The sequence below is a fragment of the Streptomyces sp. NPDC101165 genome, from assembly GCF_044768135.1.
In the GTDB taxonomy this organism is placed as follows: Bacteria; Actinomycetota; Actinomycetes; order Streptomycetales; family Streptomycetaceae; genus Streptomyces.
On sequence record NZ_JBIWPG010000006.1, the window covers coordinates 374,325 to 388,584 of the forward strand.

General features: G+C 71.7%; 14 protein-coding genes. 4 read left to right on the forward strand and 10 right to left on the reverse strand.

Translation table 11 applies throughout. The annotated features are described in order from the left end of the window. Positions 1-310: 310 nt before the first annotated feature. From pheA to ACIRVH_RS15545, 7 genes are all read right to left on the reverse strand, one after another. Positions 311-1,243, reverse strand: coding sequence for a prephenate dehydratase (gene pheA / locus ACIRVH_RS15515; RefSeq protein WP_403952809.1), 933 nt, complete (start codon positions 1,241-1,243; stop codon positions 311-313). A gap of 81 nt (positions 1,244-1,324) precedes the next feature. Next, the gene (gene efeB, locus ACIRVH_RS15520) at positions 1,325-2,608 is read right to left on the reverse strand and encodes an iron uptake transporter deferrochelatase/peroxidase subunit (RefSeq protein ID WP_403952812.1); all 1,284 of its coding nucleotides are present in this window, start codon (positions 2,606-2,608) and stop codon (positions 1,325-1,327) included. Between the two features lie 7 nt (positions 2,609-2,615). Beyond that, a complete protein-coding gene (locus ACIRVH_RS15525; RefSeq protein WP_403952815.1) occupies positions 2,616-4,577 on the reverse strand; it encodes a copper resistance CopC/CopD family protein in 1,962 nt (653 codons plus the stop codon). A gap of 13 nt (positions 4,578-4,590) precedes the next feature. Beyond that, positions 4,591-5,046, reverse strand: a complete 456-nt coding sequence (locus tag ACIRVH_RS15530; protein ID WP_403952818.1) for a copper chaperone PCu(A)C — start codon at positions 5,044-5,046, stop codon at positions 4,591-4,593. Further along, complete coding sequence (locus ACIRVH_RS15535) at positions 5,043-5,696, reverse strand: SCO family protein (RefSeq protein WP_403952820.1); 654 nt, start codon at positions 5,694-5,696, stop codon at positions 5,043-5,045. Before ACIRVH_RS15535 ends, ACIRVH_RS15530 begins: the two co-directional genes overlap by 4 nt. An 89-nt stretch (positions 5,697-5,785) precedes the next feature. Further along, entirely contained in the window at positions 5,786-6,529 is a 744-nt protein-coding gene (locus tag ACIRVH_RS15540; protein WP_403952822.1) for a YcnI family protein, read from the reverse strand. A 175-nt stretch (positions 6,530-6,704) separates the two neighbouring features. After that, entirely contained in the window at positions 6,705-7,532 is an 828-nt protein-coding gene (locus ACIRVH_RS15545; RefSeq protein WP_403952824.1) for a hypothetical protein, read from the reverse strand. A 243-nt stretch (positions 7,533-7,775) separates the two neighbouring features. Between ACIRVH_RS15545 and ACIRVH_RS15550 the strand changes: the two genes are divergently transcribed. The 4 genes from ACIRVH_RS15550 to ACIRVH_RS15565 all read left to right on the forward strand — a co-directional run bounded on the left by ACIRVH_RS15550 (position 7,776) and on the right by ACIRVH_RS15565 (position 10,955). Further along, positions 7,776-8,219: an ATP-binding protein gene (locus tag ACIRVH_RS15550; RefSeq protein WP_403952827.1), complete on the forward strand. Its 444-nt coding sequence runs from the start codon at positions 7,776-7,778 to the stop codon at positions 8,217-8,219. Between the two features lie 53 nt (positions 8,220-8,272). Further along, positions 8,273-8,836, forward strand: coding sequence for a GNAT family N-acetyltransferase (locus tag ACIRVH_RS15555; RefSeq protein ID WP_403952829.1), 564 nt, complete (start codon positions 8,273-8,275; stop codon positions 8,834-8,836). 119 nt (positions 8,837-8,955) lie between these two features. After that, on the forward strand, positions 8,956-9,879 hold the full coding sequence (locus tag ACIRVH_RS15560) for an intradiol ring-cleavage dioxygenase (RefSeq protein ID WP_403952831.1): 924 nt from the start codon (positions 8,956-8,958) through the stop codon (positions 9,877-9,879). A 17-nt stretch (positions 9,880-9,896) separates the two neighbouring features. Next, on the forward strand, positions 9,897-10,955 hold the full coding sequence (locus ACIRVH_RS15565) for a triphosphoribosyl-dephospho-CoA synthase (protein ID WP_403952833.1): 1,059 nt from the start codon (positions 9,897-9,899) through the stop codon (positions 10,953-10,955). Here ACIRVH_RS15565 and ACIRVH_RS15570 read toward each other — a convergent pair. From ACIRVH_RS15570 to ACIRVH_RS15580, 3 genes are all read right to left on the reverse strand, one after another. Then, positions 10,930-11,106, reverse strand: a complete 177-nt coding sequence (locus ACIRVH_RS15570) for a hypothetical protein (protein WP_403952835.1) — start codon at positions 11,104-11,106, stop codon at positions 10,930-10,932. The two genes, ACIRVH_RS15565 and ACIRVH_RS15570, sit on opposite strands and share 26 nt — an antisense overlap. A gap of 94 nt (positions 11,107-11,200) precedes the next feature. Further along, on the reverse strand, positions 11,201-12,568 hold the full coding sequence (locus ACIRVH_RS15575) for a PLP-dependent aminotransferase family protein (RefSeq protein WP_403952837.1): 1,368 nt from the start codon (positions 12,566-12,568) through the stop codon (positions 11,201-11,203). Between the two features lie 93 nt (positions 12,569-12,661). Beyond that, positions 12,662-14,149 (reverse strand): aminopeptidase P family protein, encoded by a 1,488-nt coding sequence (locus tag ACIRVH_RS15580; RefSeq protein WP_403952840.1) that lies wholly within the window; start codon positions 14,147-14,149, stop codon positions 12,662-12,664. Positions 14,150-14,260: the final 111 nt, after the last annotated feature.

Consider the following 14,260-nt stretch of genomic DNA (forward strand, 5'->3'; position numbering starts at 1 on the left):
AAGAGTTATCCACAGGCTGTGCGGAAAGTCTGTGGACTGCGGAATTGATCACTCCGGAAGTTCCGGCCGGACTGAAGAATTCCCGGTTCAAACAGGGCTGACACCCACTTTCGGGTGGAAAGGGGTCGCTCCAAAAGATGAACCAAAGGAAACGAGTGGACGAAGGGTGACCTGCCGGGCGGTGGCCACATCTGGGACGTCCAGGACGATTTGTCGACCGCATGGCACTGTTGTGTCGACTTGTCCCCAGGTCGAGAAGCGGACCTGTGGATAACTTCTGTGGATAACGAAGATATGCAGGTACGACTGGCTAGAACCGGCCGTCCTGGCAGCGCGCAACCCAGTCCGCGGCCTGCACGAACTCCTCGTCCGAGGTCCCCGGCAGGGTGGCCCGGGCCTCGCCCGGCTTGATGTCCGCGCGCGGATAGGAACCGAGGAAACGAACCTGCAGACAGATCCGCTTCAGCCCCATCAGCGCCTCGGCCACCCTCCGGTCGGAGATATGGCCCTCGGCGTCGATGCAGAAGCAGTAGTTGCCGATGCCGGCACCGGTCGGCCGGGACTGCAGGAGCATGAGGTTGATGCCGCGGGTGGCGAACTCGCCGAGCAGGTCGCGCAGGGCGCCGGGGTGGTCGTCCCGCTGCCACAGCACCACCGAGGTCTTGTCGGCACCGGTCGGCGCGGCGGGCCGGGCCGGGCGGCCGACCAGCACGAACCGGGTCTGCGCGTTCTCCGCGTCGTGGATCCCGGTCTCCAGGGCCTCGAGGCCGTACCGGGCGGCGGCGAACTCACCCGCGAACGCGGCGTCGTACTGGCCCTCCTGGACCAGCCGGGCGGCGTCCGCGTTGGAGGCGGCCGACTCCCAGTGCACGTCCGGGAGGTTCTTCTTGAGCCAGTTGCGGACCTGCGGCTGGGCGGCCGGATGCGCGGAGACCGTCTTGATGTCGGACAGCTCGGTGCCCGGGCGGACCAGCAGCGCGAAGGTGATCGACAGCAGCACCTCGCGGTAGATCATCAGCGGTTCGCCCGCGACCAGCTCGTCCAGGGTGGTGGTGATGCCGCCCTCGACGGAGTTCTCGATCGGCACGAACGCGGCCTCGGCCTCGCCGGCCCGCACCGCGTCCAGCGCGGACTGCACCGACACGTACGGGATCAGTTCGCGGGTGGCCGCCTCCGGAAGCGTGCGCAGGGCGACTTCGGTGAAGGTGCCTTCGGGACCGAGATACGCATAGCTCGCTGGCATGTCCTCACCCTAATGGGCGCTGGCGGACGCGGCCCTCGCGTCTCACGGACGCCACTCGACCGGGTGGTTTGAAGCCCGGAATCACCCCTCCAGCAGCCGCTGTCCCACGTACTCTCCCTGGGCCGCACCGCCGGGCACCGCGAACAGACCGCTCGACTCGTGCCGGATGTACTGGGACAGCGCGTCCCCTCGGTCGAGCTTGCGCTGCACCGGTACGAAGCCGCGCAGCGGGTCCGCCTGCCAGCAGACGAACAGCAGCCCGGCGTCCGGCGTCCCGTCCGTGTCGATGCCGTCGTGGTAGGAGAACGGGCGCCGCAGCATGGCCGCGCCGCCATTCCGGTCGGGCCGGGTGATCCGGGCGTGGGCGTTGATCGGGACGACGTACTCGCCCTTGGCGTTGGCCTTCTCCAGATCCATCGGGGTCGTCTCACCGCCTCCGGACAGCGGCGCACCGTCGGCCTTCCGGCGCCCGATGACCGCCTCCTGGCCCGTGAGCGAGAGCTTCTCCCAGTCGTCGAGGAGCATGCGGATACGGCGTACGACGGCGTAGGAGCCGTTCGCCATCCACGTGGGCTCTCCCGAGGCGGGCACGAAGATCCGCTTGTCGAAGTCGGCGTCGGCCGGCTTGGGGTTGCGGGTGCCGTCGAGCTGGCCCATGAGGTTGCGGGCCGTCATGGGGTGGGCCGTGGCGCCGGGGGTGCGGTTGAAGCCGTTCATCTGCCAGCGGACCCGGGCCGCGCTGCCGGCGTCCTTCTGGATCGCGCGCAGCGCGTGAAAGGCGACCAGTGCGTCGTCGGCGCCGATCTGCACCCACAGGTCGCCGTCGCTGCGCGCCTTGTCGAGCTGGTCGGAGGAGAAGTCGGGCAGCGGGTCGAGGGCGCCCGGCCGCTGCTTCTCCAGACCGGTCCTGCCGAAGAAGCTGTGACCGAAGCCGAAGGTGATCGTCAGCGAGGACGGGCCCGCGTCCCGGGCCACATCGGTGTCGTCGTGCGGCGCCGCCTCGCCCGCCATGAGCCGCTCGGCCGTCGCCGACCAGCGGCGCAGCAGGGCCGCCGCCTCCTTGCGGCCCGCGCCCGCCGCCAGGTCGAAGGCGACGAGGTGGCCGCGGGCCTGCAGTCCCTCGGTGATGCCGGGCTGATGTTTCCCGTGAAACATCGCCCGATCGGAGCCCACCGAGGTCAGCGGCGTGGCCTGGGCGGGCGCGGCCGTGTAGCCCACGGCGCCGCCGGTCGCGCCGAGCACGAGCCCGGTGGCCCCGGCGGTGCCGATCAGCGCGCGCCGGGAGATGCCGCGGCCGCCGTCGGCGGCGGGCTCCCGCACCGCGGACTCGGGCGTACGGGCCTGGGGAAGGGACTGGTCGGGCATGGGGGGTTCAGCCGATCTGCGCGTTCTTGGAGACGGTCACCTGGTCGATGTCGGAGGTCCGCACGGTCACGGCGATCTTCCAGTCGCCCGCCATGGGGATCTGCACGCTGCTCGCCGACCAGTGGCCGGTGGTGATGTGGTCGGGGGTCACCGGCAGCGGGCCGATCTTCTTCGCCGTGAGGGTGAAGGCGACCTTCACCTCGGGAATGTCGAAGGCGCGCCCGTTGGGCCGCTGGACGTAGACGTGCATCTCGTTGCCGCCCACGCGCGCGGGGTCGAGGTCGACCCGCACGAGGCCCTTGCCGTCGGTGCCGCCCGTGTCGAAGGGCATGTCCAGGGTCAGTGTGCCGGAGGAACTCGACGAGGAGGAGGACGAGGACGACGTGGCCGCCTTGGCCTCCAGCTCGGTGCGGCCCGGCTCGGTCTGGGTGAGCCAGGTGGTGACGGCGAGCAGCACGACCGCGACGCCCGTCTCGGCGAGCACCGAGCGGCGCAGACCGAAGCGGTTCGCGTCGGCGTCCCGCAGCCGCTTCTGTCGGGCGGTGTCCACCGCGGCCCGCTGCCGGGCGAGCTGGGCGGCGCGCTTGTCGTCACCGGAGACGGCATCCTTGCCGGTGTTCTTCTCGCTGCCCTTGCCGGTGGCCTTCGACGCGGGGACGTGCTCCTTCTCGCGCTCCTTGCCGTGTTCCTTCTCGGCCTGCCTCGCCTTCTCGGCGGCGGTGACCGTGTTCGTGACGTCCGCCAGTCGTCCCGTCCAGCGCCGCGAGATCCACGCGATGCCCACCAGCAGCACCACGAGTCCGATCTTGACCAGCAGCAGCTGCCCGTACCGGGTCTCGGTGAACGCGGACCAGGAGCCGAGCTGGCGCCAGGACTGGTAGGTGCCGGTGGCGACCAGGGCGAGGACGGAGCCGAACGCGAGGCGGGAGAACCGGTGGACGGCGGCCGCCTCGACCGGTGTGTCCGCGGGTGCCCGGTACAGGGCGACGAGCAGGGCGGTCAGGCCGCCCAGCCAGGCGGCGACGGCCAGCAGGTGGAGGACGTCGACGGGCATGGCGATGCCCGGCTGGAGCCCGGTGGAGGCGTGCTCGGCCATGGCCCAGCTCGCCGCGAGCCCGGCGGCCACGACCACACCGCCGATGGCGAGCCCGAAGGTCAGGTCGCGCTTCTCCTCGCCCTCCTCCCGGCGGTTGTAGGCGCCGAAGAGGACGGCGATGAACAGTGCGGCGGCGGCGGCGAGCAGCAGCAGCCGGGAGACCAGCGCGGCGCCGGTCTTGGTCTGCAGCACCTGGCCGAGCAGGTCGAGATCGAAGACGTCCCCGAACTTCCCGGACGAGGTGTAGGAGCCGCGCAGGACCAGCAGCCACAGGGTGGCCGCGGTGAGCGTGAGCCAGCCGCCGACCACGAGTCGCTGCAGGGCCCGTACGCCCGAGCCGCGCTGCCAGCAGGCCAGCACGAAGGCGGCACCGCCCGCCAGCACGATGAAGCCGGCGTACGAGACGTACCGTCCGAACGCGTAGAGCCAGCCGACGGCCGTGTCGTTCGCCGCGGTCCCGACCCCGGAGACGACGGTCTGCGAGGGCGCCCCGATGGAGAAGGTGAAGGCGCCGGAGACGGGGTGGCTGTCCGCCGAGACGACCTGGTAGGCGACCGTGTAGGTGCCCTTGGCCAGGCCGCTCTTCAGCTGCACGGCGTACGTCGTCCCGCTCACGTTGGCGGGGGATCCCACCTCGACCTTCTTGCCCTTGGGGTCGAGGACCTGCAGCGAGTCGTCGTTCATCGCCACCTTCTCGGAGAAGGTGAGCGACACCTGGGTGGGCGCCTTGTCGACCACCACCCCCTGGGCGGGGTCGCTGCCGGTCAGCGCGGCATGTGCGGAGGCCGGTCCGGCGCCTGCGAGCAGCGCGCCGGCGACGGCGAGAAGCAGCAGCACCAGGGTCCGCAGGCGGGGGGTGATGGTCCGCGTCAAGGTGGTCCCTCCCTCAGTGGCCGGTCGACGGGTTGTACGTGGCGGACTCCACCGGCATCTCGACGGTGAGGGGTCCGGACTTGGCGAAGGTGAGCTTCAGGGTGACCTTCTGCCCCTGCTCCGGCCTGCGCTTCAGCTTCTCGAACATCAGGTGGTTGCCACCGCTTTTGAACACGAGTTGACCATGCGCCGGGACGGCGAAGGAGGTCTTCTCCTCCATGGCCCCGCCGACGGTGCTGTGCATGGTGACCTGGCCGGCGACGTCGCTGGTGACCGAGGTCAGCTCGTCCTTCGCATCGCCCTTGTTGGTGATCGTCAGGAACCCGGCGGCCATGTCGGCGGAGACCGGCTGGGGCATGTAGGACGAACGCACCGACAGCTCGGCCCCGGCGGAGCCGGTGCCGGTGCCGCAGCCGGCGAGTGCGAGGGCGCCCGCGAGCGCGGCCGCGGTCAGGACGGCACGCCTCACGGCTTGGCTCCCTCGACGAGCTTCGGCAGGTCCTTGGTGTAGTCGTCGACCGTGGCGTCCTCGCCGTAGAGGACGTAACCCCCGTCGGTCTTCGGCGAGAACGCGATGACCTGGGTGCCGTGCACCGAGACGACCTTGCCGTTCTTGTCCTTCTTCGTCGGCTCGATGGAGATGCCGAGGGAGCGGGCGCCGGCCTGGATGGTGGCGAAGTCGCCGGTCAGGCCGATGAACTGGGTGTCGATGCCCTTGAGCCACTTGCCCAGTTCGGCGGGGGTGTCGCGGTCGGGGTCGGTGGTGACGAAGACGACCCTGAGGTCGTTCTGCTCGGCCTTGGGCAGCGCCTTCTTGGCGACGGCGATGTTGCTCATCGTCGTCGGGCAGATGTCGGGGCAGTGCGTGTAGCCGAAGTAGACCAGGGTCGGGTGGCCCTTGGTCTCGGCACGCAGGTCGTACTTCTTGCCGTGCGTGTCCGTGAGGACCAGGTCGGGCTTCTCGAACGGCTGGTCGAGGACGGTCGCGGCCTTGCCCGAGTCGGTCTCCTCGGAGACCACGGCGACGGGCGACTTTCCGTCGTCACCGCTGCCGCAGGCGGAGAGGGTCAGGGTGGCGGCGGCGAGCAGCGCGGCCGCGGCGAAGGTCTTCTTGCGCATAGAAAAATGTCCCAGATGTGAGAACTCCGGTGCGCACCGGGGTCGTACGAAAGCCTCGCACGACCCCTGGCGCGCCTGCGAACGGTGGGTCAGGCGGTCCGGCGGCGGCCGGCGAGGACGCCGTAGGCCACGCCCGCGGCACCGATGACGATGCCGACCACGCCGAGCACGCGCGCGGTGGTGTCGCTGCCGCCCTTCGCGTCCTCGTCGGCGGCCGTCGTCTCGTTCTTGGCGTCGGCCTTGCCCTCGGACTTGTCGGAGGCGTCCTCGGCGGTCGAGGTGCCGTGGTGGTCGCCGGTGGCGGCGGACAGCTCCAGCACCGGTGCCGGGTTCTCCGGCTCGGCCCGGCCCTCCTGCGGCACTTCGATCCAGCGCACGACCTCCTTGTCGGAGTACGTCTGGATCGCCTTGAACACGAGCTGGTCGGCGTCCTCGGGCAGGGCGCCGACGGAGAGCGGGAACTTCTGGAAGTAGCCGGGCTCGATGCCCTTGCCGTCGGCGGTCCAGGTGACCTTGGTGACGGCCTCGTCGATCTTCTCGCCGTGCAGGGTCAGCGGCTTGTCGAGCTTGGACTTGGTGACCTCGACGTTCCAGCCGGCCAGGGGCTCGGGCATGACGGAGGCCAGCGGGTGGTCGGTGGGGAAGGACACCTCGAGCTTGGTGGTCGAGGCGTCGTCCCGCTCGTTGGGGACCTTGAAGTCGACGACCGCGTAGCCGCCCTTGGCCGCGGTGCCTTCGGGCTGCACGCTGACGTGCGCGAAGGCGGGGGCGGACAGCGTGAGAACGGCCGTGCCCGCGACGGCAGCGGCGGCGGCGATACGAGAAGCCTTCATGGCGGGGAGCACTCCACTCCGAGTGAGTTCCGGTGGTGATCAGGAGTACGCGTGCGCGTGGCGGTACCACTCGTGGTGCCACATGCCGATGTGCGCACGCGCGCGTGCCGCGCGACGGCGGCCCTCCTGTCCGGTTCTCCGTTTCCGGCTCCGGTGGAGTGATGGTCGCGTCGCGTCAGGCGGCGAGGAGGAACGCGGCGGCGGGCGGGCCGCGCCGGATCACCGTGTGCTGGAGTGCGGTGGTGTGCGGGGCGGGTTCCTCGTCCCGGTCGGTACGACGGCCCCGCGGGCCGGGCTCGGCCGCGGGCAGCAGCCCGGCGCACACGGCGTGTGCCAGCGCAAGCGCCCCGCGCAGGGATCGTATGAGCGCCCCCTCCGCGACTCCGTGCGCCGACAGCTCGATCAGCCGCAGCACGGCCAGGTCGCCGCGGCGCAGCAGCCATCCGGCGACGAGGGCCGCGAGGACGTGGCCGAGCAGCATCGGCAGGGAGGGCAGCAGCGACGCCGAGGAACCGGTGGCGTCGGCCATGTGGTGCATGGCCGGCGTGGCGCCCACGGCCCGGCCCGAGGGGTCGATGAGGTGTGCGTCGAGCAGCAGCCGGTAGGAGTGCCCCGGGGTGAGCGCCGAGGGGCTGGACCCGCACACGAGCCGGGCGGCCCGTTCGACGAGCGCGCCGCTGCTCGGCGATCCGTCCGTCGAGCTCATCGACATCGCACCGGTCGTCCCGTGCTGCCCCAGCCCGAACAGCGTGTGCAGCACGGTCTGGCCGAGCGCGAGGAGCGCGGCGATGCCGGGCAGCGAGCGCTGCCGTCCGGCGAGCGGTGCCACCAGCAGCAGGGAGCCCAGGAATCCCGCGCCGAGCGTCCACAGCGGCACGCGCGCGCAGGAGGCCAGTGTGTGCCCGGCCGCGGCCAGCGCGACACAGACCGCGGCGAACACCGCGGCCCGCAGGAACCGGAGTCCGGCTCCGGGGCGCGCCGTGCGCGGGTGGGGGGCAGTCATGGCGGCCTCATCATCGCACCGGCCTTACCCGGTTCCTACGGCAGGGCACGGGATCCGGCCTCGGCGAAAAAGATCACCACAAAGAATGGAAGATCATCCTCCGCCCGGTGACCTGCCCTCATACACCGATTCCTCCCGGGATGCATCGACCGTATGGGCGGAGTCACGTCAACGGTGTGCTTACAGCCGTGCACGGGCGGCAATAGGTAACGGTATGTCGAGCCGCGGCCAGGAGGCTGGAGCATGAGCATCTGGTGGTCACTCCATTTGCGGCGCGAGGCTGCGAGCGTCCCGCTCGCCCGGCGGCTGCTGATCGGCACGATGGAGACGGCGGGCGTCGACCCGGACGTCTCCTACGACCTGTCCGTCGCCCTCAGCGAGGCCTGCGCCAACGCGGTCGAGCACGGTGGAGGCTCGCGGGAGGGCTCCTCGGAGGCCTACCGGGTGACCGCCTACCTCGACGGCGAGAAGTGCCGGATCGAGGTGGCCGATTCCGGGCCCGGGTTCACCCGCACCCAGGACATCAGACCCGCCCGCGTGGACGCCGAGCACGGCCGCGGGCTCTGTCTGATCCGGGAACTCGCCGATCACGTGCACATCGGCGCCAAGCCGGGCCGGGGCGGGACGGTGGTGAGCTTCGACAAGATGCTCAAGTGGAAGAAAGATCCTTCCCTGCTTACGGCATGACGGTCCCTCTCAAGAGTCGGCGCCGCTATGGTGCGCGCATGCATGGCAGACACATGGAATTGCAGCACGAGAAAATAGCGGGCGGAGTGATCCTGCGCCCGCTCGCCGCGGCCGACGCTTTCGCGCTCGCCTCCGCCTATACGGAGAACCGTAAGCACCTGGAACCGTGGGAGCCGGTCAGACCGGAATCCTTCTTCACCACCGAGGGCCAGGCGGAGCGGATCGACGGGCTGCTGCGGCAGTTCGCCGAGGGCACCTTGGTGCCTTGGCTGTTCGAGGCTCCGGACGGCCGGATCGTCGGGGCGATCACCTTGTCCGGTATTTCGCACGGCCCTTTCTGCAGTTCCTATCTCGGGTACTGGGTGGCCGCCGACCAGCAGAACAAGGGGCTGGCCAGCTCCGCGGTGGAGCAGGTCTGCCGGATCGCCCGGGACACGGTCGGACTGCACCGGATCGAGGCGTCCACGCTGACCGATAACACCGGTTCGCAGCGGGTTCTGACGAAATGCGGATTCGAGGCGATCGGACTTGCACCCGATTACCTGCACATCAACGGGGAATGGCGGGACTGCCGGCTCTTCCAGCGCGTGCTGCACGACCACGCTCCGGTCCCCTGAGGGCGCGTTCTCGCCCAAGCATGCTTTTTCGGCCTTGTTCTCGAACTTCCCTTCCTTCACAGCGCTTTCCCAGGTCATGCCCATCGGACTGACAAGCGGCGTTCCTAACTTCCTCGGCCATGACGGGAAAACACAGAAACACCTCGATCACCCGGCGCCGGGCCCTCGCGGTCACCGGCGGCACGGTGGCGGCCGGCGGCCTCGCGGTCGCCGGCTACCAGTCGGCGTTCGCCGACACGGCCACGGACGCCGAGGCGAGCGCGACGGCCTCGCCGACCTCGACCAGCGGCACCTGCATGCAGCTGATGTCGAGCGTCACGGAGGGGCCGTACTACCTCGATGGTGCCTTGGTGCGCAAGGACATCACCGAGGGCAAGAGCGGTGTCCCGCTGACCCTGCGGCTCACGGTCGTGGACGCCACCGACGGCTGTACGCCGGTCTCCGGCGCGGCCGTCGAGATCTGGCACTGCGACGCCTGGGGTTACTACTCCGGCTACACCACCGCCAACCCGGGCGGCTCGGCCCCGGCCGAGAGCGCGGAGGGCGACAGCGCGAACGACAACACGTATCTGCGCGGCTATCAGATCGCCAACGCCAACGGGGTCGTGAAGTTCGAGACGATCTTCCCCGGCTGGTACACCCCGCGCACCTGCCACATCCACGTCAAGGTGCACACCGGCGGCGAGAAGGCGGACGGCACCTACGAGGGCGGCAAGGTCAACCACACCGGCCAGCTGTTCTTCGACGACGACATCGCCGAGGAGATCTTCGCCCTGGAGCCGTACTCCAAGCACACGGGCAGCTACACCACCCTGGCCGACGACATGGTCTACGACGGCGGAGGCGCCTCCAGCGGCCTGCTCACCCTCAAACCCGTGCACAAGAGCGACCCGTCCAAGGGCTACAAGGGCTTCCTGACGCTGGGCGTCGACCCGGACGCGGAGAACACCGGCGCGGGCAGCGGCGGCGGGGGCACCCCACCGAGCGGCGCCCCCACGGGCGCTCCGCCGACCGACACCCCCTCCCCCTCGGCGTCCTCCTGACGGCTCCGGGGAGGGCGATGAACACCCGTGAGGACGAGGCGCTGGCGCGGGCCGCCGTGGCCGCGCTCACCGGTCAGCTGGCGCTGACCCCCAAGCCGGGGCTGCCCGACCCGCGCGACCTGAACGCCCGGACCGTCCACGCGGACCACCGCACCCTGCGCTGGTCCGCCATGGCACTCACCCCCGGCCTCGCGGCCATGGCCGCCGCCGCCCGCCGCACCGCCGAACCCACACCGGCACTCCGCGCGGAACTCGGCGCGATCGGCCGCTGCACCGAACACACCGTGACCCTGGCGGGCGGCGGCCACCGGGGCGCCCTGTGGGTCCTGGGCCTGCTGGTCGCTGCGGTGGCGGTGGAGTCGGGGAGGGGTGGGGACGGTCGCGGGACCGGCGTCGGGGGTTCGGCGCCGGGTGCGGGCGGTCGCGCATCCGGGGCCGGTGGATCGGTGCCGGGCGGGCCCGGCCGTGGGGCCGGCGGTGCCGCCCGCGCGTCCGGGGTCGCCCGCCGGTCCGGGACCGCCGGTGTCTCCGGGGCCGTCGGCGCGTCGGGGACTGTCCGCGAGCCCGGCAGGGCCGCCCGAGACCCCCGCGCCCACGCCCACCGCATCACCGCGCTCGCCCGGCAGATCGCCGCTCACTCCGACCGCGGGGCGCCGGCCCGGCCCACCAGGGGCTCTGCCGTCTCCGTCACGTTCGGGGCCGCGGGTGCGCGGGGTGAGGCGCGGGCCGGGTTTCCGCATGTGCGGCGGGCGTGGGACGCGTTGGGCGTGGCGCGGGCGGGCGGTGCCGACGAGGCGCGGGCCCGGCTGGACGCCCTGCTCACCGTGATGTCCACCCTGCAGGACACCGAACTGCTGCACACCGCGGGCCCGATCGGCCTGCGGCAGGTGCAGGCGGGTGCCCGCGCCGTCCTGGAGGCGGGCGGTACGGCGACGGCGGCCGGCGCCGAGGCACTGGCCGCGCTCGACGCCGACCTGCACGCGCGCGCGTGGAGCCCCCGGGGCAGCGCGGGTCTGCTCGCGGGGGCGTTGTTCCTGGACGCGTTGCCGGTCAGCCCGCGAGGGCCGGCTCGGTGACCGTCCGCTCGGCACGGCCGGCGGCCCGGCGGGCCGCCGGCCCCATCGCACAGGCCGCCGCCGGCATCAGCGCGCCCAGCAGCAGCCAGCCCGGGGTGCCCCAGCCCAGCAGCAGCGAGGTCACCACCAGCGGCCCCAGGGTGCGGGCCACCGTGACACCCGTGCCGAAGAGGCCCTGCTACGTGCCGTCGCCCACCGCGCTGGTCAACCGGGCCAGCGCGGGCAGGCGTTGCGGACCGCCCTGCTCAGGCCCCGTCCAGGACCTTCGCCAGCACCTCCAGCGCCTCCGGGTACGCCCGCTCCCGGGGGGTGCCGTAGCCGACGACCAGGCCCTGTGGCCGGCCCTCGGCGGGGGTCTGCCAGTGGCTGCCCAGATGGCCGACGGCGAGTCCCTCCGCCTCGGCGCGGGCCAGCGCCTCGGCCTCGTCGGGGACGTCGATCAGCGCGTGCAGCCCGGCCGCGATGCCGCGTACGTTCCGCCGCGCCCCCAACCGGTCCAGCAGCTGGTCCCGGCGGCGCCGGTAGCGCAGCCGGCACGCGCGTACGTGCCGGTCGTAGGCGTGGCTGTCGATCAGCTCGGCGAGCGCCAGCTGCCCGATGGTCTCGGTGTGGTGGTCGCTGTGCAGCTTGGCGTCGGCGACCGCGTCGACCAGCTGTGGCGGCAGCACCATCCAGCCGAGCCGCAGCGCGGGGCCGAGGGTCTTGGACGCGGTGCCCAGGTAGACGACCTGGCCCGGGGCCATGCCCTGCAGCGCGCCCACCGGCTGGCGGTCGTAGCGGAACTCGCCGTCGTAGTCGTCCTCGACGATGAGCCCACCGCGCGCGCGTGCCCAGTCGGTGAGCGCGCGGCGCCGCTCGGGGTGCAGGGTCACACCGGTCGGGTACTGGTGGGCCGGGGTGACCACCACGGCGGCCGCCTCGCCCAGTTCCGCGGGACGGACCCCGCGCTCGTCCACCCGCACCGGCAGCACGGTCCCGCCGTTGCGCCGCACCACCTCCCGGTGGAAGGGCAGCCCCGGGTCCTCCATCGCGATCGAGGCGCCGTCCAGCACGCGCGTGAGGAGCGCGAGTCCCTGGACGTACCCGGAGGTGATCACGATCCGCTCCGGCGGTGCGAGCACCCCGCGCGCCCGCCCCAGATAGCCCGAGAGCGCGGTGCGCAGTTCGATCCGGCCGCGCGGGTCGCCGTAGTCGTACGCCAGTGAGGGCGCCGTCGCTATGGCCCGGCGCAGCGCGCGCAGCCAGGCCGCGGCCGGGAACGCGCCCACGTCGGGACTGCCCGGCCGGAGGTCGAAACGCGGCGCACGCGCGTGTGGCGCCGTTCCCGGCGCCTCCTCCCGCAGGGCCGGCAGCTCGGCGACCCGGGTGCCGGAGCCCTGCCGGGCCGTGAGATAGCCCTCGGCGACCAGCTGGTCGTACGCCGACTTCGCCGTGCCGCGCGAGATGCCGAGGTCCGTCGCGAGTCGCCGGGTGGCCGGCAGCCGGGTGCCGGGTGCGAGCCGCCCGTCGCGTACGGCGTCCCTGAGCGCCCGTTCCAGACCGACCCGGCGGCCGTCGGCCGCGTCGGGTTCCAGATGCAGGTCCACGCCCACACCGGACCAGAAGTCGTCCACGAAAACCCTCCCCCTAGGCACGTGAATCCTGCGCACGCGTACGGACACGCCGATGGCCGGGCACCTTCCGGGTGCCCGGCCATCAGTGTCATATCAGCCCTTGAGGGACGCCATCCAGGCTTCCACCTCGTCGGAGCGGCGCGGCAGGCCGTCCGAGAGGTTCCGGTTGCCGTCCTCGGTGACGAGGATGTCGTCCTCGATGCGGACGCCGATGCCCCGGTACTCCTCGGGGACCGTCAGGTCGTCGGCCTGGAAGTACAGGCCCGGCTCGACGGTGAGCACCATGCCCGGCTCCAGCGTGCCGTCGACGTACGTCTCGGTCCGTGCGGCCGCGCAGTCGTGGACGTCCATGCCGAGCATGTGGCCGGTGCCGTGCAGGGTCCAGCGGCGCTGCAGGCCCAGCTCCAGGACGCGCTCGACCGGGCCCTCGACCAGACCCCACTCGACGAGCTTCTCGGCGAGCACGCGCTGGGCGGCGTCGTGGAAGTCGCGGTACTTGGCGCCCGGCTTCACGGCCGCGATACCGGCCTCCTGGGACTCGTACACCGCGTCGTAGATCTTCTTCTGGATCTCGCTGTACGTGCCGTTGATCGGCAGCGTGCGCGTGACGTCGGCGGTGTACAGCGTGTGCGTCTCCACGCCCGCGTCCAGCAGGAGCAGGTCGCCGGAGCGGACCGGGCCGTCGTTGCGGACCCAGTGCAGCGTGCAGGCGTGCGGGCCGGCCGCGCAGATGGAGCCGTAGCCGACGTCGTTGCCCTCCACGCGCGCGCGGAGGAAGAACGTGCCCTCGATGTAGCGCTCGCTGGTCGCCTCGGCCTTGTCGAGGACCTTCACGACGTCCTCGAAGCCGCGCACGGTGGAGTCGACGGCCTTCTGCAGCTCGCCGATCTCGAACTCGTCCTTGACCAGTCGGGCCTCGGAGAGGAAGACCCGCAGCTCCTCGTCGCGCTCGCCGGTGACCTTGTCGGTCAGGGCGGCCTCGACACCGGCGTCGTGGCCGCGGACGACCCGCACCGGGCCGGTGGCCTCGCGCAGCTTGTCGGCCAGCTCGCGCACGTCGGAGGCCGGGATGCCGTAGAGCGCCTCGGACTCGGTCAGGGAGTGGCGGCGGCCGACCCACAGCTCGCCCTGGCCGGAGAGCCAGAACTCGCCGTTCTCGCGGTCGGAGCGGGGCAGGAGGTAGATCGTCTCCTTGTGGCCCTCGGCGGTGGGCTCCAGGACGAGGACGCCGTCCTCGGTCTGGTTGCCGGTGAGGTACGCGTACTCGACCGAGGCGCGGAAGGCGTACTCGGTGTCGTTCGAGCGGGTCTTCAGGTTGCCCGCGGGGATGACGAGGCGCTCGCCCGGGAAGCGCGCGGAGAGCGCGGCACGGCGACGGGCGGTCTCGGCGGCCTGCGGGATCGGCTGCAGGTCGTGCAGCTCGGTGTCGGCCCACCCGGACTTCATGTTCTCGGCCAGCTCGTCGCAGACGCCCGGGTACAGGCCGTTCTTCCGCTGCTTGATGGGCTCCTCGGACTCAGCTTCCGGGCCCGCTGCGGTAGCAGCTTCATCGGGCACAGCCGGGTTGAGCTCGTCGGACACGTGATCCTCCTCGGTACGCATGTGATCTCCCCCCGGGCCCGCGACGCTCATGCTTGTGGCCGAGCGGGGACCTCCATCATCGTACGGTCGTACACAAAGCGGCCTGGGCCG